General features: G+C 55.1%; 24 protein-coding genes. 10 read left to right on the top strand and 14 right to left on the bottom strand.

Annotation, left to right across the window (positions count from 1 at the left end; all coding sequences use genetic code 11):
* Positions 1–22: 22 nt before the first annotated feature.
* From recF to dnaA, 3 genes are read right to left on the bottom strand one after another with little or no spacing between them, the layout of a single operon-like run.
* Entirely contained in the window at positions 23–1,096 is a 1,074-nt protein-coding gene (recF, locus tag QLG21_RS15305; RefSeq protein ID WP_006177591.1) for a DNA replication/repair protein RecF, read from the bottom strand.
* Positions 1,096–2,196, bottom strand: coding sequence for a DNA polymerase III subunit beta (gene dnaN / locus QLG21_RS15310; RefSeq protein WP_006177590.1), 1,101 nt, complete (start codon positions 2,194–2,196; stop codon positions 1,096–1,098). Before dnaN ends, recF begins: the two co-directional genes overlap by 1 nt.
* A gap of 4 nt (positions 2,197–2,200) precedes the next feature.
* A complete protein-coding gene (gene dnaA / locus QLG21_RS15315) occupies positions 2,201–3,598 on the bottom strand; it encodes a chromosomal replication initiator protein DnaA (protein ID WP_042321253.1) in 1,398 nt (465 codons plus the stop codon).
* A 599-nt stretch (positions 3,599–4,197) separates the two neighbouring features.
* Here dnaA and rpmH point away from each other — a divergent pair.
* From rpmH to QLG21_RS15360, 9 genes are all read left to right on the top strand, one after another.
* On the top strand, positions 4,198–4,338 hold the full coding sequence (gene rpmH / locus QLG21_RS15320; RefSeq protein WP_003849659.1) for a 50S ribosomal protein L34: 141 nt from the start codon (positions 4,198–4,200) through the stop codon (positions 4,336–4,338).
* A gap of 16 nt (positions 4,339–4,354) precedes the next feature.
* Positions 4,355–4,714 (top strand): ribonuclease P protein component, encoded by a 360-nt coding sequence (gene rnpA, locus QLG21_RS15325; RefSeq protein ID WP_003861126.1) that lies wholly within the window; start codon positions 4,355–4,357, stop codon positions 4,712–4,714.
* The gene (gene yidD / locus QLG21_RS15330) at positions 4,678–4,935 is read left to right on the top strand and encodes a membrane protein insertion efficiency factor YidD (protein WP_001307474.1); all 258 of its coding nucleotides are present in this window, start codon (positions 4,678–4,680) and stop codon (positions 4,933–4,935) included. Before rnpA ends, yidD begins: the two co-directional genes overlap by 37 nt.
* A gap of 2 nt (positions 4,936–4,937) precedes the next feature.
* On the top strand, positions 4,938–6,581 hold the full coding sequence (yidC, locus tag QLG21_RS15335; protein WP_006177585.1) for a membrane protein insertase YidC: 1,644 nt from the start codon (positions 4,938–4,940) through the stop codon (positions 6,579–6,581).
* 106 nt (positions 6,582–6,687) lie between these two features.
* Positions 6,688–8,052, top strand: a complete 1,365-nt coding sequence (gene mnmE, locus QLG21_RS15340) for a tRNA uridine-5-carboxymethylaminomethyl(34) synthesis GTPase MnmE (RefSeq protein WP_006177584.1) — start codon at positions 6,688–6,690, stop codon at positions 8,050–8,052.
* Between the two features lie 111 nt (positions 8,053–8,163).
* Positions 8,164–9,339, top strand: a complete 1,176-nt coding sequence (locus QLG21_RS15345; protein WP_282484750.1) for an MFS transporter — start codon at positions 8,164–8,166, stop codon at positions 9,337–9,339.
* A complete protein-coding gene (yidZ, locus tag QLG21_RS15350; RefSeq protein WP_006177580.1) occupies positions 9,308–10,270 on the top strand; it encodes an HTH-type transcriptional regulator YidZ in 963 nt (320 codons plus the stop codon). The genes QLG21_RS15345 and yidZ overlap by 32 nt, the downstream gene beginning before the upstream one ends.
* A gap of 141 nt (positions 10,271–10,411) precedes the next feature.
* The gene (locus tag QLG21_RS15355; RefSeq protein ID WP_102891917.1) at positions 10,412–11,158 is read left to right on the top strand and encodes a phosphopantetheinyl transferase; all 747 of its coding nucleotides are present in this window, start codon (positions 10,412–10,414) and stop codon (positions 11,156–11,158) included.
* A gap of 36 nt (positions 11,159–11,194) precedes the next feature.
* Positions 11,195–11,761 (top strand): NADPH-dependent FMN reductase, encoded by a 567-nt coding sequence (locus tag QLG21_RS15360; protein ID WP_006177578.1) that lies wholly within the window; start codon positions 11,195–11,197, stop codon positions 11,759–11,761.
* 90 nt (positions 11,762–11,851) lie between these two features.
* On the opposite strand, the gene adeP is transcribed toward QLG21_RS15360, so the two are convergent.
* Positions 11,852–13,189 (bottom strand): adenine permease AdeP, encoded by a 1,338-nt coding sequence (gene adeP / locus QLG21_RS15365; RefSeq protein ID WP_140418817.1) that lies wholly within the window; start codon positions 13,187–13,189, stop codon positions 11,852–11,854.
* A 166-nt stretch (positions 13,190–13,355) separates the two neighbouring features.
* On the opposite strand from adeP, the gene yieH reads away from it, so the two are divergent.
* A complete protein-coding gene (gene yieH, locus QLG21_RS15370; protein WP_006177576.1) occupies positions 13,356–14,021 on the top strand; it encodes a 6-phosphogluconate phosphatase in 666 nt (221 codons plus the stop codon).
* Positions 14,022–14,115: 94 nt separating this feature from the next.
* Here yieH and phoU read toward each other — a convergent pair whose 3' ends face one another.
* The 10 genes from phoU to glmS form a co-directional block, all read right to left on the bottom strand.
* A complete protein-coding gene (gene phoU, locus QLG21_RS15375) occupies positions 14,116–14,841 on the bottom strand; it encodes a phosphate signaling complex protein PhoU (RefSeq protein ID WP_006177575.1) in 726 nt (241 codons plus the stop codon).
* Between the two features lie 13 nt (positions 14,842–14,854).
* Positions 14,855–15,628, bottom strand: coding sequence for a phosphate ABC transporter ATP-binding protein PstB (pstB, locus tag QLG21_RS15380; protein ID WP_006177574.1), 774 nt, complete (start codon positions 15,626–15,628; stop codon positions 14,855–14,857).
* A 47-nt stretch (positions 15,629–15,675) separates the two neighbouring features.
* The gene (pstA, locus tag QLG21_RS15385; protein ID WP_006177573.1) at positions 15,676–16,566 is read right to left on the bottom strand and encodes a phosphate ABC transporter permease PstA; all 891 of its coding nucleotides are present in this window, start codon (positions 16,564–16,566) and stop codon (positions 15,676–15,678) included.
* Positions 16,566–17,525 carry a phosphate ABC transporter permease PstC gene (pstC, locus tag QLG21_RS15390; RefSeq protein ID WP_006177572.1) on the bottom strand — a complete coding sequence of 320 codons (960 nt, stop codon included), beginning with the start codon at positions 17,523–17,525 and terminating at the stop codon, positions 16,566–16,568. The genes pstA and pstC overlap by 1 nt, the downstream gene beginning before the upstream one ends.
* Positions 17,526–17,653: 128 nt before the next feature.
* Entirely contained in the window at positions 17,654–18,694 is a 1,041-nt protein-coding gene (gene pstS, locus QLG21_RS15395; RefSeq protein ID WP_282484751.1) for a phosphate ABC transporter substrate-binding protein PstS, read from the bottom strand.
* A gap of 247 nt (positions 18,695–18,941) precedes the next feature.
* A complete protein-coding gene (locus QLG21_RS15400; RefSeq protein ID WP_137849942.1) occupies positions 18,942–19,994 on the bottom strand; it encodes a fimbrial protein in 1,053 nt (350 codons plus the stop codon).
* 9 nt (positions 19,995–20,003) lie between these two features.
* Positions 20,004–22,523: a fimbria/pilus outer membrane usher protein gene (locus QLG21_RS15405; protein WP_282484752.1), complete on the bottom strand. Its 2,520-nt coding sequence runs from the start codon at positions 22,521–22,523 to the stop codon at positions 20,004–20,006.
* Positions 22,523–23,206, bottom strand: a complete 684-nt coding sequence (locus QLG21_RS15410; protein WP_137849940.1) for a fimbrial chaperone — start codon at positions 23,204–23,206, stop codon at positions 22,523–22,525. The genes QLG21_RS15405 and QLG21_RS15410 overlap by 1 nt, the downstream gene beginning before the upstream one ends.
* Before the next feature lie 90 nt (positions 23,207–23,296).
* The gene (locus tag QLG21_RS15415) at positions 23,297–23,815 is read right to left on the bottom strand and encodes a fimbrial protein (protein WP_088209049.1); all 519 of its coding nucleotides are present in this window, start codon (positions 23,813–23,815) and stop codon (positions 23,297–23,299) included.
* Positions 23,816–24,145: 330 nt separating this feature from the next.
* Entirely contained in the window at positions 24,146–25,975 is a 1,830-nt protein-coding gene (gene glmS / locus QLG21_RS15420) for a glutamine--fructose-6-phosphate transaminase (isomerizing) (RefSeq protein WP_282484753.1), read from the bottom strand.
* Positions 25,976–26,210: the final 235 nt, after the last annotated feature.

Genomic DNA, 26,210 nt, shown 5'->3' on the forward strand with positions numbered 1-26,210 from the left:
TTCTCGCTCATTTAAACTTGGGTTAATCCGTTATTTTACCCTTTTCCACGGTAAACATCTTCGAATTTTCGTCCGACATGTCTATAACGTGTTCAGCGCTAATGGCACTGACGAAAACCTGCGACTGCGTGGCTTTTAAGCGGCTGGCAAGCAGCCCGCGCCGCGCGTCGTCAAGTTCCGAGGCAAAATCATCTATCAGATACAGGCAGCGTCGCCCGCTCTCGCGGGTAAGAAACTCCCCCTGCGCCAGGCGCAGCGCGCACATCAGCAGCTTAAGCTGCCCGCGCGACAAGGTATCTTCGACCGGCGCACCGTCTGCACGTATGCGAAAATCCGCTTTGTGCGGGCCGTGCGCAGTGTAGGTCAGCATGCGATCGCGCTCGAAATTTCTTTCCAGCACGTCGGCATAATCCGTCTCTTTCTCCCAGCCGCGCTGGAAGGAGAAGGTAAGAGAAAACTCGGGTAAAAACTGTTTGCAGGTATCAGCCATGTCTTCGGCGATCCCCGCACTGTATTCGGCACGCCAGCGGCTGATTTGTTCCGCAAGAGGAATGAGTTCTAAATCCCACGGACGCAGCTGGGCATAGCGCGTGACCTGACGCAACGCGGCGTTGCGCTGCTTAAGCAGACGCTTCAGGTTGCTCCAGGCGTTAAAGAAACCGGCTTCATTGTGAAAGCATCCCCAGTCGAGGAAGGCTCTTCTGTATTTGGGGCCGCCGTTGAGTAAAGTAAACCCCTCCGGCGTGATCAGCTGCATCGGCATTAACAGCGCCAGCTCGGCGACCTTGTGGCCGTCGGTACCGTCGATGCGCACCTTACTGTCGCCCTGCTTATCTTTGCTCAGGCCGATGGCGGTTTCCCTCTCCGCGCCCTGTAAACGCCCGTGCAGAACAAAGGATTCCTGTTCGTGGCGAATGACGCGACCAATCTGCAAACTGCGAAACGCCCGGCCATGGCCGAGCGTATAGATGGCTTCCAGCACGCTGGTTTTGCCGCTGCCGTTCGCGCCAACCAGGAAATTAAAGCCAGGGGATAAAGCGAGATCCGCGCTTTCGATATTGCGAAAGTCGCGGATCAACAGACGGGTGAGCGACATTACAGTCTCATTGGCATAACAACATAAGCCGCGCTTTGGCTGGCCGCATCTTCAATCTGTACGCTCGACACGGAGTCGGTCAGCAGAATGCGAACGTTCTCGCACTTCAGCGCATTCAGCACGTCCAGCACGTAGCTGACGTTAAAGCCGATTTCCATCTCAGCCCCGGCGTAGGTGACGTCCAGAATCTCTTCTGCTTCTTCCTGCTCCGGGTTGTTGGCGGTGATTTTGATCTGGTTTTCGCTCACATACAGACGCACACCGCGGAACTTCTCATTAGAGAGGATGGCCGCACGCGCGAACGCCTGCTTGAGAATATCGCAGCCCGCTTCCAGCGTTTTGTCCGGGTTCTTCGGCAATACGCGGCGATAATCCGGGAAACGACCGTCAACCAGCTTCGAGGTGAAGACAAAATCACCCACGTGTGCGCGGATGTTGTTGCTGCCGATCTGCACGCGCAGCGGGGTTTCGCCGCCGTCGAGCATACGCATCAGTTCAATCACGCCTTTACGCGGCACGATCACCGAATGGTTTGGCAGTGAATCGCCAATCGGCATGGAGCAGACCGCCAGACGGTGTCCGTCGGTGGCGACGGTACGCAGCTCTTCCCCTTCGGTTTCGAACAGCATGCCGTTTAAGTAGTAGCGAACGTCCTGATGGGCCATGGAGAATTGCGTGGCTTCAATCAGACGCTTCATCGTTGCCTGCGGCAGGGTGAATTCAACTTCGCTCTGCCAGTCGTCCAGGTTTGGGAAGTCCGCAGCGGGCAGGGTGGAGAGCGAGAAACGACTGCGGCCAGAGCGCACCAGCATGCGGTCGCCCTCCAGCTGCACGGCGATTTCAGCGCCTTCCGGCAGGCCGCGGCAGATATCGAAGAATTTACGTGCCGGAACAGTGGTCGCGCCCGCGTTATGCGGCTGAGTCAGCGTAACGCGCGCGATCATTTCCATTTCCAGGTCCGTGCCGGTCAGCGACAGCGTACCGTCCGCGACCTGAAGCAGCAGGTTTCCAAGGATAGGCAGCGTTGGGCGACCACCTAATGGGCCACTCACCTGTTGCAGCGGTTTTAATAAATGTTCACGTTCAACGGTAAATTTCATAGCGTCACGATGATAGAGTTCTGATTAAATTGGAAAAATCTTCTTTTATGTCGTGGCTTTCTTCACGCAGCTGCTCAATCTTGCGGCAGGCGTGCAGCACGGTCGTGTGGTCACGGCCACCAAACGCATCGCCGATCTCCGGCAGACTGTGGTTGGTTAACTCTTTTGCCAGCGCCATCGCCATCTGACGCGGACGCGCCACCGATCGGGAACGACGTTTAGACAGCAAATCTGCCACTTTGATTTTGTAATACTCGGCCACCGTCTTCTGAATATTATCGATGGTGACGAGTTTTTCCTGCAAGGCCAGCAGATCGCGCAGCGCTTCACGCACGAAATCGATGGTGATAGCGCGGCCGGTAAAGTTGGCATTGGCGATGACGCGGTTCAGTGCCCCTTCCAGCTCGCGCACGTTGGAGCGCAGGCGCTTGGCAATAAAGAAGGCCACTTCGCCCGGCAGACGAATGTCGTTCTCGTCCGCTTTTTTCATCAGGATCGCGACGCGGGTTTCCAGCTCGGGCGGTTCGATCGCCACGGTCAGGCCCCAGCCGAAGCGGGATTTCAGACGATCTTCAACGCCGTTGATCTCTTTGGGATAACGATCCGAAGTCAAAATGATCTGCTGATTACCTTCCAGCAGTGCGTTGAAGGTGTGGAAAAACTCTTCCTGGGATCGTTCTTTATTGGCGAAGAACTGAATGTCATCGATAAGCAGGGCGTCAACGGAACGGTAGTAGCGTTTAAACTCTTCGATCGCATTGTTTTGCAGGGCTTTTACCATGTCCTGAACGAAGCGCTCGGAGTGCATATACACCACTTTCGCATTGGGCTTGCGCGCCACGATGCCGTTGCCGACAGCGTGCAGAAGGTGCGTTTTACCCAGACCCGTGCCGCCGTACAGAAACAGCGGGTTATAGGCGCCGCCAGGGTTGTCTGCTACCTGCCGTGCCGCAGCGCGCGCCAGCTGGTTTGATTTACCTTCAACGAAGTTATCAAACGTATGCTTCACGTTCACGTTAGAGCGGTAGGTCTGCTCGGCCGGTGCGGGAACATTGTCCCAGCCTGAACGGGTCGAAGGGAGAACGCGCGGTGCCGGTGCGGGAGTCACCTGAGCAGGTGCCGCAACATTCACGGTTTCGCGAACGGTTTGGGTAACCGGTTTTGTCCCCACTTCAAAGCGCAGTTGTGGGACATCTGAGCCGCAGAAATCATTCAGCAAGCCGTTGATGTTGTTCAGGTACTTATCTCTTACCCAATCGAGCACGAAACGGTTTGGCGCGTACAAAGCCAGCGTGTTATCGCTCAGTTCCGCCTGCAACGGGCGGATCCACATACTGAATTCTGTGGCTGGTAACTCATCCTGCAATCGGGCAAGACATTGCTGCCAAAGCGAAAGTGACACGGCGGACTCCACTCGAACAATAAAAGAAAACTATTGAATATTCATGATTGTTGACACACATCGACAAGACCCGATGTAGAAGGGTGATGTGTGAATTGCTGTCTGCAATTTTCCCCGATCGGGCCACTGGGATCCCGATCAGGACCGCGGATCATAGCGTAAACTGAGCCAGAGATCTTCTGTTTCTCACAGATTCTTCCCGATTTATCCACAGGATGATCCGAAACCGGGTAAGTGTAATCGATCCTGGCGTGGGACCCCACGATTTAGCCCGCATATTGGAAAATTTAATGAGCACAGATAATTTTCTGCTTAAATGATCTAACGAAGATCCGGGACGATCCTTGCGCTTTGTTGATGAGCCCGTATAATCCTCGACCCGGCGCGTGATGGTCATCTTCCTGCGTCGTCCGCTGCTCATTTTCCACACGAAAACGTGCGGAAATACGCGGGAAATAAGGAAAGAGAATTGACTCCGGAGTGTACAATTATTACAATCCGGCCTCTTTAATCACCCACGCTGAGGCGTTAGTCGTTCGATATTCGTTCGGGTATACGCGAAAGTCAGTGAATTTATTCAAGTTTAGGTAGAAATCGCCATGAAACGCACTTTTCAACCGTCTGTACTGAAGCGCAACCGTTCTCACGGCTTCCGTGCTCGTATGGCTACTAAAAATGGTCGTCAGGTTCTGGCACGTCGTCGTGCTAAAGGCCGTTCTCGTCTGACCGTTTCCAAGTAATAAAGCTAACCCCTGAGTGGTTAAGCTAGCATTTCCCAGGGAGTTACGTTTGTTAACTCCCACTCATTTCACTTTCGTCTTCCAGCAGCCACAACGGGCTGGCACGCCGCAAATCACCATCCTCGGCCGCCAAAATTCGCTGGGGCATCCCCGCATCGGTCTCACTGTCGCCAAGAAAAACGTTAAGCGTGCGCATGAACGCAACCGGATTAAACGTCTGACGCGTGAAAGCTTCCGTTTACGTCAACACGAACTGCCTTCTATGGATTTCGTGGTGGTGGCTAAAAAAGGGGTTGCCGACCTCGATAACCGTGCTCTCTCGGAAGCGTTGGAAAAATTATGGCGCCGCCATTGTCGCCTGGCTCGCGGGTCCTGATAGCCCTTATAAGGGTCTATCAGCGCCTGATTAGTCCGCTACTCGGGCCGCACTGCCGTTTCACACCGACGTGCTCAAGCTACGGAATTGAGGCCTTGCGCAGGTTTGGAGTGATAAAAGGCAGTTGGTTGACGGTGAAACGCGTATTAAAATGCCACCCTTTACACCCCGGTGGAGACGACCCCGTCCCCCCAGGACCATTTGATACCAGAGAACACTAACGATGGATTCGCAACGCAATCTTCTTATCATCGCTTTGTTGTTCGTGTCTTTCATGATCTGGCAGGCTTGGGAGCAGGATAAAAATCCTCAACCTCAGCAGCAGACCACGCAGACCACGACCACCGCAGCGGGTAGCGCCGCCGACCAGGGCGTACCGGCCAGTGGCCAGGGGAAACAGATTACGGTTAAGACCGATGTGCTTGAGCTGACTATCAACACCCGTGGTGGTGATGTTGAGCAGGCGCTGCTGTTGACCTACCCGAAAGAGCTGAAGTCTACTGAACCGTTCCAGTTACTGGAAACCACGCCTGAGTTTATCTACCAGGCTCAAAGCGGCCTGACCGGTCGTGATGGCCCGGATAACCCGGCTAACGGTGCGCGTCCGCTGTATAACGTCGACAGTGATACCTTTGTCCTGGCTGATGGTCAGAACGAAATCGCCATCCCGATGACCTATACTGACGCGGCAGGCAACACCTTCACCAAAACCTTCACCCTGAAACGCGGTGAATATGCGGTGAACGTGGGCTACAGCGTACAGAACGCCGGTGAAAAACCGCTGGAACTGTCGACCTTTGGTCAGCTGAAGCAGTCCATCAATCTGCCGTCTCACCGTGACACCGGAAGCAGCAACTTTGCGCTGCATACCTTCCGTGGCGCGGCGTACTCCACGCCAGATACCAAGTATGAGAAATACAAATTCGACACCATCGCCGATAACGAAAACCTGAACGTCAGTTCTAAAGGTGGCTGGGTAGCGATGCTGCAGCAGTATTTCGCGACGGCGTGGGTACCGAATAACGACGGGACCAACAACTTCTACACCGCGAACCTCGGCAACGGTATTGCAGCCATCGGCTACAAATCTCAGCCGGTTCTGGTTCAGCCGGGTCAAACCGGTAAGCTGGCAAGCACCCTGTGGGTCGGCCCGGAAATCCAGGACAAAATGGCTGCCGTGGCACCGCACCTGGATCTGACCGTCGATTACGGTTGGTTGTGGTTCATCTCTCAGCCGCTGTTTAAGCTGCTGAAGTTTATCCACAGCTTCCTGGGCAACTGGGGCTTCTCGATCATCGTTATCACCTTCATCGTTCGTGGCATCATGTACCCGCTGACTAAAGCGCAGTACACCTCCATGGCGAAGATGCGTATGCTGCAGCCGAAGATTGCGGCGATGCGTGAGCGTCTGGGCGATGACAAACAGCGTCAGAGCCAGGAGATGATGGCCCTGTACAAAGCAGAGAAAGTGAACCCGCTGGGCGGCTGCTTCCCGCTGCTGATTCAGATGCCAATCTTCCTTGCGCTGTACTACATGCTGATGGGTTCCGTTGAACTGCGCCACGCGCCGTTCGCTCTGTGGATCCATGACCTGTCTGCACAGGACCCGTACTACATCCTGCCGATCCTGATGGGCGTGACGATGTTCTTCATCCAGAAGATGTCGCCGACCACCGTGACCGACCCGATGCAGCAGAAGATCATGACCTTTATGCCGGTCATCTTCACCGTGTTCTTCCTGTGGTTCCCGTCAGGTCTGGTGCTGTACTATATCGTCAGCAACCTGGTGACCATCATCCAGCAGCAGCTGATTTACCGTGGTCTGGAAAAACGTGGCCTGCATAGCCGCGAAAAGAAAAAGTCCTGATTCGGTTGTAAGCCGGATAAGGCGAAGCCGCCATCCGGCAAACGGAACGAAAACAAAAGGCGGTCACATGACCGCCTTTTTTATTGCAACAAAATAGAGACCAACCATGAGCCATAACGACACTATCGTCGCCCAGGCAACCCCACCGGGACGCGGTGGTGTAGGCATTCTGCGTATCTCCGGCCTGAAGGCGCGTGAGGTAGCCGAAGCGGTGCTGGGTAAGCTGCCAAAGCCGCGCTACGCTGATTATCTGCCGTTTAAAGACAGTGACGGCACACCGCTGGATCAGGGCATTGCGCTGTGGTTCCCCGGCCCGAACTCCTTTACCGGGGAAGATGTGCTTGAGCTACAGGGCCACGGCGGCCCGGTGATCCTCGACCTGCTGTTAAAACGTATTCTGACCCTGCCCGGCCTGCGCATTGCGAAGCCGGGCGAGTTCTCCGAGCGCGCCTTTCTGAACGACAAGCTCGATCTGGCCCAGGCCGAGGCGATTGCCGACCTGATTGACGCCAGTTCTGAACAGGCGGCCCGCTCCGCGCTGAACTCCCTTCAGGGAGCGTTTTCCGCGCGCGTGAACCACCTTGTGGAAGCCCTGACGCACCTCAGGATCTACGTCGAAGCGGCCATCGACTTCCCGGATGAGGAGATCGACTTCCTCTCTGACGGCAAAATCGAAGCCCAGCTTAACGAGGTGATGAAGGATCTCGACGCGGTACGCGCCGAAGCGCGTCAGGGCAGCCTGCTGCGTGAAGGGATGAAGGTGGTCATCGCTGGACGCCCCAACGCCGGCAAATCGAGCTTGCTGAACGCCCTGGCGGGCCGTGAAGCGGCGATCGTCACCGACATCGCCGGCACCACGCGCGACGTGCTGCGCGAGCATATCCATATCGACGGAATGCCGCTGCACATCATCGATACGGCCGGTCTGCGCGACGCCAGCGATGAGGTCGAACGAATTGGTATCGAACGCGCCTGGCAGGAGATCGAGCAGGCCGACCGCGTGCTGTTTATGGTGGATGGCACCACCACCGACGCCGTTGACCCGGCGGATATCTGGCCGGACTTTATCGCCCGCCTGCCTGCCAAACTGCCGATCACCGTAGTGCGTAACAAAGCGGATGTTACCGGCGAAACGCTGGGCATCAGCGATGTAAATGGTCACTCACTTATTCGCCTGTCGGCGCGTACCGGCGAAGGCGTGGACGACCTGCGCAACCATCTCAAGCAGAGCATGGGCTTTGATACCAGCATGGAAGGCGGCTTCCTGGCACGTCGTCGTCACCTGCAGGCGCTGGAAGAGGCGGCCAATCACCTTGTTCAGGGTAAAGCGCAGCTGATCGGCGCGTGGGCAGGAGAACTGCTGGCGGAGGAGCTGCGTCTGGCGCAGCAGAACCTGAGCGAGATCACCGGGGAGTTCACGTCGGACGATCTGCTGGGAAGGATTTTCTCGAGCTTCTGTATTGGTAAGTAACTCTCGCTAACTAATGGTGATTTCCTCTCAGGAAATCACCATTGTCCAAATGGCAACTCGCCTAAATCTCTTTCAACCCCTATTCTGCTTGCCTGTGTTTAGGGGGGGTTTATGGCACGTTTTCTGTTTTGTAGCTTCGCGCTGATTCTGCTTTATCCGTCGGGTATCGATATGTATCTGGTGGGGCTGCCGCACATCGCTCGCGATCTGAATGCCAGCGAAGCGCAGCTGCATATTGCGTTTTCGGCCTACCTGGCGGGGATGGCGTCGTCAATGGTGTTTGCCGGGCGCATCGCTGATAAAGCAGGTCGTCAGCCCGTCGCCATTACAGGCGCGGTGATTTTTGCGCTGGCTTCTGTGCTGTGTTCACTGGCTCAGGACAGCACGCTGTTCCTTACGGGTCGCTTTATTCAGGGCATTGGCGCAGGCGGCTGCTACGTGGTGGCCTTTGCAATTTTGCGCGACACCTTAAGCGCCCAGCGCCGCGCCAGGGTACTTTCCATGATGAACGGGATCACCTGCATCATCCCGGTGCTGGCACCGGTGGTGGGTTACCTGATCATGCTGAAATTTCCGTGGCAGAGCCTTTTCTGGACGATGGCGACCATGGGGGCGCTGGTCTTTATCCTGTCGATCGCCGTGCTGAAAGAGACGCATCCCGGCGCGCAGAAGGCAGGACATACCGCGACGATTCACCCGTCAGAGAAACTGCTGAACCGCTTTTTCCTCAGTCGCCTGGCGATAACGACGTTAAGCGTGGCGGTGATCCTCACCTATGTAAACGTTTCCCCGGTATTGCTGATGGAGATCATGGGCTTCGAGCGCGGTGAATATTCGGTTGTGATGGCGCTGAACGCGGTGGTCAGCATGACCGTCTCTTTCTCGATGCCTTTCGCCCTTAATATCTTCCGCCAGCGCACGCTGATGCTGACCTCTCAGGTCGTATTCCTCGTGGCGGGTGTGATCCTGGCGACCACCAGCTTACCCGCGATGATGCTGGTAGGCATTACGCTGATTTGTGCCGGCTTCTCCACCGGCTTTGGCGTGGCGATGAGCCAGGCGCTCGGTCCGTTCTCGCTGCGGGCCGGGGTGGCAAGCTCGGTGCTGGGCATTGCGCAGGTCTGCGGGTCGTCGCTGTGGATTTGGCTGGCGGCCATCATGGGGCTGAACGCACTGAATATGCTGATCGGGGTACTGATTGGCTGTAGCATACTGTGCATTATCTTACTTTTAGCGACCCGGCCCGCAGCGCATTATGAAGAAGCCCCTCAGCAGTCTCGATCTTAACCTGTTGTTGTGCCTGCAGCTTTTGTTGCAGGAGCGCAGCGTCACCAAGGCCGCAAAACGGATGAACGTGACGCCGTCGGCGGTGAGTAAATCGCTGGCGAAGCTGCGCGACTGGTTCGACGATCCGCTGTTCGTCAAAACCCCGCTGGGGCTGCTGCCCACGCCGCTGACCGTGAGCCTCGAGCAGGATCTGGCCGACTGGATGCAAATAGGCAACCAGATCCTCGATAAGTTTCATCACGACACGCCCGGCGGCCTGACGTTTGAACTGGCGGCGGAAACGCCGCTGATGCTGATCCGGCTTAACGAGCTGCTGGCGCAGGTCAATCAGCGCTATCCCCAGGCCACGGTGAAGATGCGTCACTGGGATTACGACTCGCTGGACGCCATTACGCGCGGGGAAGTGGATCTGGGCTTTACCGGGCGGGAAACGCACCCGCGCTCACGCGAACTGCTGAAGCTGATGCCGTGGTTTATCGATTACGAAATTCTGTTCAGCGATCGTCCGTGCGTCTATCTGCGGGACGATCATCCCGCGCTGGAGGAGGAGTGGAACCTGGAGACGTTCCTGCGCTACCCACATATCAGCATTTTTTGGGAGCGCAGCGATACCTGGGCGCTGGACGAAGTGCTGCGCGAAATAGGCCGCGAGCGCAATATCGCCATGTGCTTGCCCGGGTTCGAACAGTCGATGTTTATGGCGGCACAGCCCGGCCATAACTACATCGCCACCGCACCGCATTATTGCCATCACTATAATCAGTACCACCAGCGCAAGCTGGTGAAGCTCCCCATTCCCGTTGATGACGCACAGGCAGAAAAGCTCACCGTGCCCTTCACTCTCATCTGGCATAAACGCAACAGCCACAACCCCAAAATCCTCTGGCTGCGCGAAACCATTAAAGCGCTTTATGGCGCTCCTCTGCGCTAAACGTCCCGATTTTGCCTAAGTAAATGTAAAGTTCGGTCCTAAGGCTTTTCTTAAAGCCATTTACTGATTAAAAGAAAGGCTAAGTTGAGCGATAATGATGTAACCGTTTAACCGACTACGACCATTATCAAGGAGCGAAAAATGGCTACGCATTTTGCACGTGGGACACTGACAGAAGGACGGCTTGTTTCGGCCCGCCTGTCGTCAGCGTGTCACCGTGAAGCACTGAAATTGCCGGAACATCGCAGGACGCGATATTTGGCCTCCAGAGCGCTTCTCGCAGAGCTGATGTTTATGCTGTACGGCACCATCGAACTGCCCGATATGATCACCCAACCCGAAGGCCGACCGGTCTTTGCTGACCCCGATCTCCCTCGTTTCTCCATCGCCTATGCGGGCAACATTATCGGCCTTGCGCTCACCACCGAAGGTGACTGCGGGCTGGATCTGGAGCTTCAGCGTGCCACGCGCGGTTTTCACGTTATTAACCCGCATGAGGATTACCCGCTCTCCAGCAATGAAAAGCTGTGGATCCGAAACCAAAACGATCCCATTGAGGCCAAATCCCAGCTCATCACTCTGCGTCAGAGCATCCGCAAGCTGTGTGGCTGTGCGTCTGATGATGCCAGCCTGCTGCAGCTTCTGCCTGGCTCAGGACGGCTGCGTGCGGCGAAAGCCACGCGGGTCGAAGCGCTCAGCGACGCAGAAGATGTGCTGATCTGGTCCATCGCCGTCACGCCAGCGATTGAACGGCTGAAAATCTGGGAATTTGATAGTTTACGCGGGTGGCACTGCCTTCCGGATGTGCCCGATCGCGCCAACGAACCCGCGGCGCGTCTGATGAGATTAACCAGTTTACCGGCAGAAAAAGCATTTACCCTTAGCTGATCCATTCAGGGTCATCATGATGAAACAGGAGTAATCATGTCTGATACGTTGAAAGTTGTTACGTTACTGGGAAGCCTGCGCAAAGGTTCATTTAACGGCATGGTTGCCCGCACGCTGCCGCAACTGGCACCGGCGGGGATGGATATCACCGCCCTGCCTTCTATTGGCGACATCCCGCTCTACGACGCCGACGTGCAACAGGAAGAGGGTTTCCCGCAGAGCGTTGAGGCGCTGGCAGAGCAGATCCGCCAGGCCGACGGCGTCGTCATCGTTACGCCTGAATACAACTACTCGGTTCCCGGTGGCCTGAAGAACGCCATCGACTGGCTCTCTCGTTTACCGGAGCAACCGCTCGCGGGTAAACCGGTGCTGATTCAGACCAGCTCAATGGGCGCCATTGGCGGCGCGCGCTGCCAGTATCATCTGCGTCAGATCCTGGTGTTCCTGGATGCAATGGTGATGAACAAGCCGGAATTTATGGGTGGCGTGATTCAGAACAAGGTCGACCCGCAGACGGGTGAAGTGGTGGATCAGAGCACGCGTGACCATCTGTCTGGTCAGCTGACCGCGTTTGGGGATTATATTAAGCGGGTGAAAGCCTGATAAAAAAGCCCGGTGGCGCTTTGCTTACCGGGCCTACACTCGTCAGTAGGTCAGGTAAGCAAAGCGCCACCTGACAACACAAACCGCACCTTAGTGCGCGTCAATAAACACAATCTTCAGCACAAACAGCAGCGCCACGACGATCACGCATGGGCTGAGTTCGCGCAGGCGGCCGGTCCCGATCTTCATTACGCAGTAAGAGATAAAGCCCAGCGCGATACCTTCGGTAATCGAGAAGCTGAACGGCATCATCACCGCGGTAATAAACGCTGGCACCGCTTCGGTCAAATCGTCCCACTTCACGCGCGCCAGGCTGGACGTCATCAGCACGCCAACATAAATCAGCGCGCCGGCTGCCGCATACGGAGGCACCATGCCCGCCAGCGGAGAGAGGAAGATCACCAGCAGGAACAGCAGGCCGACGACAACCGCCGTCAGGCCGGTACGGCCGCCCACGGAGACGCCGGAAGAGGATTCAATGTAAGCGGTAACAGACGAGGTGCCGATGAAAGAGCCGGCGACGGAGGAGACGCTGTCCACAAATAGCGCCTGCTTCATACGCGGGAACTTGCCTTTCTCATCCGCCAGACCCGCTTTGTCGGTCACGCCGATCAGCGTTCCGGAGGAGTCGAACAGGTTTACCAGCATGAACGAGAAAATCACGCCTGCCAGACCGAGGTTCAGCGAACCGGCCAGGTCTACGTGACCAATCACGGTCGACACGCTCGGCGGCGCAGAGACGATGCCGCTGTAGTGAACGTCACCCAGCATCCAGCCCAGCAGAGTAGTGACGATAATCGATACCAGCACCGCAGCGTGAATGTTGCGCGACGCCAGAATGGCGATGATAAAGAAGCCGAGCACGCCCAGCAGCACGCTGTGGGAGGTCAGGTTGCCAATGCTCACCAGGGTTTCCGGGTTCGCCACGATCACACCGGCGTTTTTCAGCCCCATCATGCCGATGAACAGGCCGATACCGCTGGTGATGCCCACGCGCAGGCTCACCGGGATATTCGCAATCATCCAGTAGCGCACGCGGAAAATGGTCAGCAGCAGCAGGCCAATCGCGCCCCAGAAGATGGCGCCCATACCAACCTGCCACGGCAGCCCCATCGCCTGAACTACCACGAACGCGAAGAACGCATTCAGGCCCATTGCCGGTGCCAGTGCGACCGGCAGGTTAGCGAACACGCCCATCAGAATGCTGCCAAGCGCAGCGATCAGGCAGGTCGTCACGAAGACGGCGCTGGTATCCATGCCAGCCACGCCCAGAATTTGCGGGTTAACAAAAACGATATAGACCATCGTCAGGAAGGTAGTAAAACCGGCGATCACTTCGGTGCGTGCCGTTGTGCCGTGCTCGCGCAGTTTAAACACGCGCTCAAGCAGACCCTGACCAGATGTCTGGGTAGTGTGTTGTTGACTCATCATCAATTTCCGAACAAGGAGGGAAAATTCGTCGCTATCCTATACCAAAATGCGACAATAAGGGCGGTTACGGGATACTTTTTTTCATTGATTTTGCTTATACGGCAACGATTGCGTCTCGTAAATCTGCAGCACGTAAACGTTAAACTTGTTAAAAGGGAAAGGCATGTCCGGAATTGAAGCGGTATTTTTCGACTGCGACGGTACGCTGGTCGACAGTGAGGTCATTTGTTCCCGCGCGTATGTCGCCATGTTCCAGGAATTTGGCATTACGCTCGATCTCGACGAAGTGTTCAAACGCTTTAAGGGCGTCAAGCTCTACGAGATCATCGACATCATTAACGCAGAGCACGGCACGGATCTGGCGAAAGCGGATCTGGAGCCGGTGTACCGCGCCGAGGTCGCACGCCTGTTCGACTCAGAGCTGGAGGTTATTCCCGGCGCGAATGCGCTGCTGGATGCGATGACGGTGCCCATCTGCGTGGTCTCCAACGGACCGGTCAGCAAAATGCAGCATTCGCTCGGCAAGCTGGAGATGGTGCATCACTTCCCGGAAAAATTGTTCAGCGGCTACGATATCCAGCGCTGGAAGCCCGATCCGGCCCTGATGTTCCATGCGGCAAAGGCGATGAATGTGAACGTGGAGAACTGCATTCTGGTGGATGATTCCTCTGCAGGGGCGCAGTCGGGGATTGATGCAGGAATGGAGGTGTTTTACTTCTGTGCCGATCCGCACAACAAGCCGATCGATCATCCGAAAGTGACGACCTTTACCGACCTGGCGCAGCTGCCAGCGTTGTGGAAGGCTCGCGGGTGGGATATTACGCGTTAGTTTTCCCCCTCACCCCGGCCCTCTCCCTAAGGGAGAGGGAGAAAACCAACTTGTCCCCTCTCCCTTAGGGAGAGGGTTAGGGTGAGGGTAAAAGTCACTCTTTCGGATCTTTCCCCGCCAGCAGCTTGTCCAGCTCGTCGCCGCCCACGTGACGGAAATCCTGACCTTTCACGAAGTAGAAGATGTATTCACAAATGTTCTGGCAGCGGTCGCCGATACGCTCGATGGAGCGTGCGCAGAACAGGGCGGTCAGTACGCTTGGGATCGTCCGCGAATCTTCCATCATGTAGGTCATCAGCTGGCGCACGATGCCTTCGTACTCCTGGTCGACTTTCTTGTCTTCACGGTAGATACGCACCGCTTCGTCCAGATCCATACGCGCAAAGGCATCCAGCACGTCGTGCAGCATCTGCACGGTGTGGCGGCCCAGCGACTCCAGGCTTACCAGCAGCGGCTGGTGCTGCTGGGAGAATTTCTCCAGCGCGGTACGGCAGATTTTATCGGCCACGTCGCCAATACGTTCCAGCTCGGCGATGGTTTTGATGATCGCCATCACCAGACGCAGGTCGCTCGCCGTTGGCTGGCGCTTGGCAATAATGCGCACGCAGGCCTCGTCGATGGCCACTTCCATCATGTTGACGTTCTGATCGCCGGCGATAACGCGCTTCGCCAGCTCGCTGTCCTGGTTGTGCATGGCAGTGATCGCATCAGAAAGCTGCTGCTCCACCATGCCACCCATGGTCATCACCTGGGTGCGGATGCTTTCCAGCTCTGCGTTGAACTGGCCGGAAATGTGTTTATTAAGATTGAGGTTGTCCATGGTTCACTCCAAATCAACCGTAGCGGCCAGTAATATAATCTTCAGTTTGTTTCTTCGCGGGGCGGGTGAACAGCGCATCCGTATCGCTAAACTCAATCAGCTCGCCCAGGTACATAAACGCCGTGTGATCGGAGCAACGCGCAGCCTGCTGCATGTTGTGGGTCACGATAACCACGGTGTAATCCTGCTTCAGCTCGGTGATCAGCTCTTCAATGCGGCCCGTGGAGATAGGGTCCAGCGCGGAACACGGCTCATCAAGCAGCAGCACTTCCGGGCGGATGGCAATGCCGCGCGCAATGCACAGACGCTGCTGCTGACCGCCGGAGAGAGAGTAACCGCTCTGGTGTAACTTATCTTTGGTTTCGTTCCACAATGCGGCTTTGGTCAAGGCCCACTGCACGCGCTCGTCCATATCGGCACGGGAGAGCTTTTCGAACAGGCGCACGCCAAACGCAATGTTGTCATAAATCGACATTGGGAACGGCGTCGGTTTCTGGAACACCATGCCCACTTTCGCGCGCAGCAGGGCGATATCCTGGGCGTGGGTCAAAATGTTTTCCCCGTCCAGGATGATTTCACCTTCGGCGCGCTGCTCCGGATAGAGCGAATACATCTTGTTAAAGGTACGCAGCAGGGTAGATTTACCGCAGCCGGACGGACCGATGAATGCCGTGACCTGGTTCTTCGCGATATCCAGGTTGATGTTCTTCAGGGCATGGAATTTGCCGTAGTAGAAGTTCAAATCACGAACCTGAATCTTACCCGGGGCAGTATCAACCATACTCATTGACTCATTTCCTCATTCGGCGCCGCCATGTGCCGCGCCGTAAAAATTTAACCGTGTTTCTTCTTCGCGAAAATGACGCGCGCCAGAATGTTCAGCAACAGTACGCAAAGGGTGATGATCAGCACCCCGGCCCACGCCAGCTGCTGCCATTCCGCGAATGGGCTCATCGCAAATTTAAAGATCGTCACCGGCAGGTTGGCGATCGGCTGCATCATGTCCGTGCTCCAGAACTGGTTCGAGAGCGACGTAAACAGCAGCGGTGCCGTTTCCCCGGCGATACGTGCCACCGCCAGCAGGATACCGGTCATGATCCCGGAGATAGACGCTTTGAGCGTAATCGCGGAGATCATCTTCCATTTCGGCGTCCCCAGTGCGTAAGCCGCTTCGCGCAGGCTATCCGGCACCAGTTTCAGCATGTTCTCGGTAGTGCGGATGACGATGGGCACCTGCAGCAGCGCCAGCGCAATCACGCCTGCCCAGCCGGAGAAGTGCTCCATCTGCGCCACCACAACGGTGTAAACGAACAGACCAACGACGATAGACGGCGCAGACAGCAGGATGTCATTGATGAAGCGAATGACTTCAGCCAGCCAGGATTTCCGGCCATACTCCGCCAGATAAATCCCCGCCATGATGCCCAGCGGTGTCCCAAAGACCGTCGCCCAGAGGATCAGCAGGCCGCTGCCCGCAAGGGCGTTTGCCAGACCACCGCCCGCCGTATTGGGCGGCGGCGTCATTTCGGTGAACAATGCCAGAGACATGCCGTCGATGCCGCGGGTAATGGTCGACATCAGGATCCAGATCAGCCAGAACAGGCCGAACGCCATCGTCGCCATGGAGAGCGTCAGCGCAATGCGGTTTTTGAAGCGGCGCTTCGCCTGCATTTTGCGGCGGGATTCTGCCAGCGCTGGGCTGCTTTGCATTTCGAGCGTTGCCATTAGCGTGCCCCCTCATTTTTAGCGAGACGCATAATCATCAGCTTGGAAATCGCCAGAACGATGAAGGTGATAACAAACAGGATCAGCCCCAGCTCCATCAGCGCCGCCACATGCAGCCCGGATTCTGCTTCGGCGAATTCGTTTGCCAGCGCAGAGGTAATGCTGTTACCCGGCATGAACAGCGATACGCTGTCGAGCTGGTAGGTGTTACCGATAATAAAGGTGACCGCCATGGTTTCACCCAGCGCGCGGCCCAGGCCCAGCATAATGCCGCCGATGACACCATTTTTGGTGAACGGAAGAACGATGCGCCAGATGACTTCCCAGGTGGTGCAGCCGATGCCGTAGGCCGACTCTTTCATCATCACCGGGGTTTGCTCGAAGACATCGCGCATCACCGCCGCAATGTACGGAATAATCATGATGGCGAGGATCACGCCTGCCGCCAGAATACCGATACCAAATGCCGGGCCAGCGAACAGGGCACCAACAAACGGGATGGTGGAGAGAACGTTGCCGACCGGCTCCTGGAAGTAGGTCGCGAACAGCGGCGCAAAGATAAACAGGCCCCACATGCCGTACACGATACTGGGGATCGCGGCCAGCAGTTCAATGGCGATGCCCAGCGGGCGACGCAGCCAGCCTGGCGCCAGCTCCGTCAGGAACAGGGCGATACCAAAGCTCACCGGAACCGCAATCAGCAGGGCGATAAACGAGGTCACCAGCGTGCCGTAAATCGGCACCAGCGCACCGTAGATATCGTTTGGCGCATCCCACTCTTTGGTCCACAGGAAGGAGAAACCGAATTTCTGGATGCTCGGCCATGAGGAGAAAATCAGAGACACGATAATGCCGCCCAGCAGCAATAGCACAATCAGCGCAGCCAGTCTGACCAGCGCGCTGAAAATCATGTCACCTTTTTTACCCGGAGGGTTAAATACAGGCTTGGTTGCAGCCATAAATTACTCTTCTGTTTGAAACGTCTTACGAATATGCCCGGTGGCGCTAACGCTTACCGGGCCTACAGGTGGAGCCGTAGGACGGGATAGCGTTAGCGCCACCCGCCATCTTCGTCAAAAATATCCTGTTAGTACAGCGCTTTACCGCTGCTGTCTTTTACGTTGGTTTTCCATGCAGCACGAATCTGCTCAACCACGCTGTCCGGCAGGCTGGCGTAATCCAGATCGTTCGCCTGTTTGCCGCCGTTTTTGTATGCCCAGTCGAAGAACTTCAGCACTTCAGCACCCTGCTCAGGTTTCTTCTGCTCTTTGTGGACCAGAATGAAGGTGGTAGAGGTGATTGGCCAGGCGTCATCGCCTTTCTGGTTCGTCAGATCCTGAGCAAAGGATTTGCTCCAGTCAGCGCCTTTCGCGGCGTTAGCGAAGTTCTCTTCGGTCGGGCTAACCGGTTTGCCGTCCGCAGAGATCAGTTTGGTATAGGCCAGGTTGTTCTGCTTCGCGTAAGCGTACTCTACGTAACCGATGGAGCCCGGCAGACGCTGGACGAACGCGGCGATACCGTCGTTACCTTTGCCGCCCAGACCCGTTGGCCAGTTAACGGTAGAGCCAGAACCGACTTTCGATTTCCACTCTTCGTTCACTTTCGCCAGGTAGCTGGTGAAGACGAAGGAGGTACCGGAACCGTCAGCACGACGCACCACGGCGATGTTCTGCGAAGGCAGTTTTACGCCCGGGTTCAGTTTGGTGATGGCTTCGTCATCCCATTTTTTGATTTTGCCGAGGTAGATATCACCCAGGGTTTTACCGTCCAGCACCAGCTCGCCAGACTTCAGTCCCGGGATATTCACCGCCAGCACCACGCCGCCAATCACGGTAGGGAACTGGAACAGGCCTTCCTGCGCCAGCTTGTCATCAGACAGCGGAGCGTCAGACGCGCCGAAATCGACGGTGTTTGCGGTAATTTGTTTTACGCCACCGGAGGAGCCGATACCCTGATAGTTAACCTTGTTGCCGGTTTCTTTCTGGTAGGTATCCGCCCATTTGGCATACACCGGCGCTGGGAAGGTTGCACCCGCGCCTGTCAGGCTTGCTGCTGCAAAGGCAGAGAAAGCGCTCAGAGATAAGGTCGCGGCGACAACAGTTGCGACAGTGGTACGCATAACTTTCATAATGTCTCCTGCAAGGATTTCGTAAATCATTGTTTAAGTGGCTACGATGAGCAAAATAGGACAAACAGGTGACAGATAAATGTACGAAATATGACAGTTTTATGACAATGGAAAGCACGTGTTTAACCTGATGAAAAATAACAGTATTAATTCATGGCGCGGTCATTTTTTTGTCATATTTTTTTGAGAGACGGTAACGCTGAGAGGGCAAATATGACAACGGCTGTCATAAACAGCCGTTGAGACATCAGTTGATGATTTCTATCGTGAGCGTCGCCGTTGCGGAGAAAGGCCCCGGCTGAGGTTTGGCCCCGGTGGCGCTGGCTGGCGCACCTGAAAAAGTGAGCGTGCCCTGCATATCACCCAGTGTCTCGGGGGATTGTGTCGTTTCAGCCGCAAGTGCCCCGCCGTTAACGTTCACTTCCTTGTCCCGCTTATCGTAAATCTTAATGCCGACGTCCGGATTATTTGTCGCAACCATGGTGCCATCCGGGCTTGAGCCAGAGGCCTGTATCGTGGCCCCGAGTAGGTCGAGAGTAAACATATTTGAGCATTTAATATTAACCTGCCGCGTGATCTTATGCCGCTTCAACGCCTCGCCTTTTACAGAGGGAAACTCGGAGGCGAGGATTTTTTTGAAATCAAACATAATCGTCTGGCCTTCGTCTATTTCACAGGTTTGCGGAACCGTTAACGACCCCTCAACGATCACGTCAGAAATCACTTCATGCGAAACGGTAACAGGATCGATGGTGGCATAGATATTAGCCATAACCGTTCTCGGTATATTGACGACGCCCGTAAAATGCCTTTTGACGTATAAATAGATAATACCCGAGCCGCCGCTGTAAAAGGTGGTGGCTGAACTGATGCCGTCATGGCATCCGTAGTGCCCCCCCGTGTCATTAGGCATATGATCGAAGGGCACTGACACGTAGCCTTTTCCAAGAACGTAAACAATCAGGCCAATATCAAGCTGGGCGTTGAGATCGTAAAAATGCACGTTTCGTCTAACGGCAGTAGGCTTTAAGGAAGGATTAACGATACTGGTGATATAGGCATATTTATAGGTCTCGTCTTTTCCCGTCAGACAGTAGCACGTGCCTTTAAATGACAGTGTCCCGTTATCGATCATGATGTCTTCGAACATTCCGACAGAACTTGCCGTCCAACTGAGTTGTTTATTGAACTGGAAATTATTGTGGTAAACGCCGTTATCCGGCACGCAGTACCCCGTCGGCGCGGACCGCGCAAAAAAAGCGGCAAAAAAAAGGGCTAAAAGCCAGAAGCGTGATTTCATTTTTATCCTTTATCGACAAATGACGGGAAGCTGGACAAGCCCAAAATCGGGTTGCTGGTGGATGACGTAATCGGCCCGGCAGATCTTGCCGTCGCTCAGGGTGAGGGTGAACTGACCGGTTTCCGGCATCCCTGCAAGGTAGAGTTCACCCCCATCGCCCACGATGCCCGTCACGCTGCCGGTAGGTAGCGTTGCGGTGCCCATCGCACCGAAGGGGGCTGGTTTGCCACTGGCCAGCGCAACGTTAAACAAAACCCGGTAGCCGATGTGCGTGACAAATTCAGCCTTAACCACCGCGCCGCGCGTGGGCACAAGCTGCTGTACGCTTTTCTCAAGCTCGATATTGCCGGACGTGAAGTCATTATTGCCAAGCGCGATACGGTTTTCGTCGTAAGGCGATAGCTGCGTTTTAACGGTATAACCGCGCCAGTCGGTCGCTACTCCATTTTCGTTATCAACAGACAGCCCGGCCGCTCCCGGCGCTTTTATCAGCGCCACGGTTTCGCCCATCTCCTGGGAGAAGGTGATCCCCTCAGAGTGGACCAGCACGCCGCCGCTGACACCGTAGTTCACGCTTTGGCTTTCATCGCTCCAGGCATAGTTTGCCTTCATAGAACCATACGAAGCATCCCAGTTCAGGCCAGCGTTTCCGCCTGCGTTAGCGTTGTTTTCGTAATATGACTGCTGCAGGTTCCAGCTCAGGTTGTTATCTTCGAGCACGTTGCCGTTTAGCCCCACCTGGTGGGACGGGCTGCTGTGGCCGCTGTGAGCGTAGCTGTAGTTGGCGTAACTGTGCGGCAACCAGTCTGATAAGGGCAACGAGACGGAGAGCATAATCACATGCTCGCTTTCATCCTCATGCTGCCACTCTCCCACGCTGCTGCCCGCCGTATCGGTGTAGTTCCATGACAGGTTCCACATAATTTGCCGCCAGCTGTTGCTGTAGCCCACCTGAATCAGGCGCTCAACGTCATCCGTTTGCCAGTATTGCTCCCGGCTCAGCGTCAGATAAATGTTGCCGTAACCTTCCGTAAACGGCTGGGTCCAGGTGCCTTCAAGCCGTCTGCGACGGTTGCCCGTTTGCCAGAAACTGTCGCTGTCGCCGTTACGCGAAGCCCATTCATCCAGCGTATAGAAGCCTTCCGTCGAATAGCGATAGCCAACGATACGCAGGCTGGTATTACTGACATCAAAGGTTTTGGAGTACAGAAAACGCCAGGATTGCCCCTGCGTTTGGTCGTCGGAAAAGCGTGAGTCAGCGTGGGTCACATCGATCGACACCGCGCCGATGTCGCCCAAATCTTTACCGAGGCCCGCCGCAAAGGCGGAATAGTCTTCCGCCAGCTGGGTTCCGCCGTAGAGCGTCATCCCCCAGGGCATACCGCGCAGCATCTGCGCCTGCATGACGTCAGGTGAAAAACGATTATCGTTGCGATACTCGCCGACGCTGATATCCACATCCGTTTGGCCTTCGCGACGCAATATCGCCAGGGAAGCGTAAGGCTGCACAAAATGTTGTTCGCTGCCGTCTTCCTCTTTGATGGTGACGTCGAGGTCGCCGCCGCTGGAGGTAGTATTGAGATCGGTCAGCGCAAACGGCCCCTGCGGCACTGCCGACTGGTAAATCATGTATCCATTCTGGCGGATCGTCACCACGGCGTTCGATTTCGCCACGCCGCGAACGATGGGGGCAAACCCATTCATGCTGTCTGGCAGCATGTCGTTATCCGTATAAAGACGCACGCCACGGATCTGCGCGCTGTCAAAGAGGTCGTTCGCGGTCCAGGTGTCGCCTACCATAAACTGGCTGCGCAACGGTGCGATATCATGCTGTAAGTAAGTGCTTACTGAATGATAACTTCCGTGGCTGTTAACGGCATTGAGTGCACTGTAGTTGCGAAGCCGCCAGCCTCCCAGATTGATGCCGCTGCGCAGGTTAAGGTAGTAGAGATCGTCGCTGTTATAGTCTGACTTCAGGGTCTGCATGGTGGAAAAGTCATAGTTGAGCATCAGTGCATTGATGCCCTGATCCCAGCGCGACGGTGAAATGGCATCCCGAACCGACGCATCAAGATAGATTTGTGGCACAGAGACGTTAAGCGCCAGCTTTTCACCGTCGAATATCCATGCCGACCCCGGCAGCTCGGGGACGGCTTCACAGCGTTCGGCGTTGACGCGATCTAATGCTTTGATTGCGTCAACCTTCACCCCGAACCCGCTCAGCGTATTTTTTAAATCCGTGAAGCAAGGCGCAAGATCGCTCTGTTCATCTTTTCGCGAAAAAAGCACCTCGCGGCGCTCGACGAAGCGGTCGTTGACATAGATATCGACTTTATATGTCCCCTCAGGAAGCGTGTGGGGGCGGTCAAACTGGCTAATGTCGATATCAACGGGCTGATCCAACTCCAGCAAACGGGTATTGAATAAGGCCTCTTTGGCAGAAACCAGATGCGGATAGCCCGCCCACACGGCGATAAGCGGTAAAAAAGACAAACGAGAAAGCTTCAACGTATACCGTCCCATCTGCATTAAAGAGGTTGTCTGATAGCGTCGCTGATTGCGCCATAATCACTGATACAGTGCCATGTGAGGGTCTTTCCCAATGCGTCTGCGGGTAAGGCTATCTGTAGCGTGTCGAACGGTTTAATCATTGCCAGCTCAAGCGGTTTACCATCCACCGCAACGTCAATCACATTGATATGGATCGGCGTAGGATTGGTCACCACCAGCATTTTTCCCTGTCGCTGCCATTTCACTTTTTGGCTTGCCGTCTCCGGTTTTTCATTAATGCCTGCAGGCCGCCAGAAAAGTTTGATCCGGGTTTTAATGGCTATCTCAAGTTTGCTGCCTTCTTTATCGGGCGACGGGGGTATATTTTTTACGTTTAGCCAAAACACCGACTCCCGATCGGACGGTAATTCACCTTTGGTTTTGATAATGCGTAATACGCGCTCTTGCTTTGGCTCAAGACGAGAAACAGGAGGAATCACGGTAAACGGCGGTTTATCCTTACCTTGTCCGGTAAAAGGCTCAATCCACGTCTGAAGCAGATAAGGGATCGCAGCATCTTTATTGAGCACTGAAAGCGTGGTGTCAGCGCTCTCGCCTTTAAAGATAACCCGAGTGCCGCCGATAATTATCCCAGACCAGCACGGTGAAATACCAAAAGATAAAAACAGAGAGAGAATTAATATTATACGGCGCCCACGCATGTTACATCCTATATCAGGCCTGGCAGTTTTTTAGATGCAGTGGCCCAACCTTGCCAGGCCTGTTTACATTACAAACAAAGAAGAAAAAGATTAATTGCTGTAGCTGATCGTGAATTCAGAATCCGCGTTAGCTAAACCTGCCGTAACGGTAGATGAAGTTGCGATATAGCGAGCCATAAACGGCAGAGAAGCCGAGCCTTCAGCGCTAATATCCGCCGTTTTAGACTGGTTATACAGCTTCAGCAGGCTGTTGTCGGCGCGGTTATAAATCGCAATCGCCACACCCGCTGCGCCGCCGTTGTTCAGCTTCAGGTAACCGTCACCGTCTTCAGTGCCGTCAAAGCGCGCATTGGCTTTTTTGTAGGTTTGCGGACAATTGACCAGGTCGATCTGGAATGCCTGAACGGAAGCCGTAGAGCCAACGTCGGTAAAGGTCGATTTATTTACCTTACCCAAATCGACGTTCTGATCTTTGGTTCCCGTTGAGACTTCGCACGTGCTTTCAATAATCTCGCCGGTAAAATGTACAATCCCATTTGACGCAAACGCCTGCGACGTCAGTAATAAAGAGGAAACAAGTAACGCTCGCTTAAAAATATGTCCATTCATTACAATACCATCCATTATAAATAAAGATATATTATTTCCATGACAAATAATGTCAAAATGTTGAAGCGCGTGTATTAAACGCCTTAAAAAATAAAATAACAAGCAGAAATAATATTTTGATAATTACCAAGGGGCAAATAATGGAATATTTTCAGGCGAGGCTTTGGCTAAATATAATATTATTTAGCGGTATATCAGGGCGGGCATAATACAGTTATCCTTTAACTTTTATTTATACAGAGATCTACTTTCAGAATATATTTATATATTGATCAATAAATAGCCCCGTAATCATAGATTTACGAGGCTATTACATTTCAATATATTGAATTATTCAACGGTAACCGATTTTGCCAAATTGCGCGGCTGGTCAACGTCAGTGCCTTTGATCAGCGCAACGTGATAGGCCAGAAGCTGCAGCGGAACGGTGTAGAAGATTGGGGCAATAACCTCTTCCACATGCGGCATGTCGATGATGTGCATATTGTCGCTGCTGGTGAAACCGGCATCTTTATCAGCGAAAACGTACAGGACGCCGCCACGGGCGCGTACTTCTTCGATGTTCGATTTCAGTTTTTCCAGCAATTCGTTGTTAGGTGCCACAACGATAACCGGCATATCCGCGTCAATCAGCGCCAGCGGGCCGTGTTTCAGCTCGCCCGCCGCGTAGGCTTCCGCATGGATATAAGAGATCTCTTTCAGCTTCAGCGCGCCTTCGAGCGCGATCGGATACTGATCGCCACGGCCAAGGAACAGCGCGTGATGTTTGTCAGAGAAATCTTCCGCCAGGGCTTCAATGCGTTTGTCCTGAGACAACATCTGTTCGATACGGCTCGGCAACGCCTGCAGGCCGTGAACAATATCATGCTCAACGGACGCATCCAGACCTTTCAGACGCGCCAGTTTCGCCACCAGCATCAGCAGAACGGTCAGCTGCGTGGTAAAGGCTTTGGTGGAGGCCACGCCGATTTCGGTGCCTGCTTTGGTCATCAGGGCCAGATCGGATTCACGCACCAGCGACGAGCCGGGCACGTTACAGATGGCCAGAGAACCCAGGTAGCCCAACTCTTTAGAGAGACGCAGCGCCGCCAGGGTGTCCGCCGTTTCCCCGGACTGGGAAAGGGTGATCATCAGGCTGTTTTTGCGCACCGCGGATTTGCGATAGCGGAATTCAGAGGCGATTTCCACGTCGCACGGCACGCCCGCCAGGGATTCAAACCAGTAACGCGACACCATACCGGAGTTGTAGGAGGTGCCGCAGGCAACGATCTGGATGTGCTCAACGTTGCTAAGCAGGTCGTTGGCGTGTGCGCCCAGCTCGCTCAGATCCACCTCGCCGTGGCTGATGCGCCCGGTCAGGGTGTTTTTGATGGCGTTAGGCTGCTCGTAGATCTCTTTCTGCATGTAGTGGCGGTAAGCGCCTTTGTCGCCCGCGTCGTACTGCAGGTTAGATTCGATCTCGGTGCGTTTGACCTGCGCGCCAGTGGTGTCGAACACGGTTACGCTACGGCGCGTCACTTCCGCGATATCGCCCTCTTCGAGGAAGATGAAGCGGCGGGTCACCGGCAGGAGCGCCAGCTGATCGGAGGCGATAAAGTTTTCACCCATCCCCATACCGATAACCATCGGGCTACCGGAACGCGCAGCCAGCAGCGTGGACGGATCGCGGGAATCCATGATCACCGTACCGTATGCCCCGCGAAGCTGAGGGATCGCGCGCAGCACCGCTTCACGCAACGAGCCGCCCTGCTCCAGCTCCCAGTGGACGAGGTGAGCAATCACTTCGGTATCGGTTTCAGAGACGAAGGTATAGCCGCGCGCTTTCAGGGTTTCGCGCAGCGGTTCGTGGTTTTCGATAATGCCGTTATGCACCACCACAATGTGTTCAGACACATGCGGGTGCGCGTTACCTTCAGACGGCTCGCCGTGGGTCGCCCAGCGGGTATGTGCGATACCGGTACCACCGTGCAGCGGATGTTCTTCCGCGGCCTGGGCCAGCATCTGCACTTTACCGAGACGACGCAGACGGGTCATATGACCTGCTTCATCCACCACAGCCAGACCGGCAGAGTCATAGCCACGGTATTCCAGACGACGTAAACCTTCGAGAAGGATTTCAGCAATATCACGCTGCGCAACTGCGCCAACAATTCCACACATAGTTTTAGATTCCGAATTTAGGCATGATGCCTGCGTTGTCGCTGACCTGTATTTACCCTACGTCTTTCACGCTGCGGCTGCGTTGGCTTCTCGTACTCGCCACGGTCACTTACTTAAGTAAGCTCCCATGGACTCATACGCTTGCCGCCTTGCCACACCGCGAAATCCTTTGGGTAACGCCCTTTCCGGGCACCCCGAGCCTTGTAGAGAGTGGGGTTATAGTTATGGGTGCTGC

It is taken from the genome of Enterobacter sp. V87_3, from assembly GCF_029967835.1.
Classification (GTDB): domain Bacteria; phylum Pseudomonadota; class Gammaproteobacteria; order Enterobacterales; family Enterobacteriaceae; genus Enterobacter; species Enterobacter cancerogenus.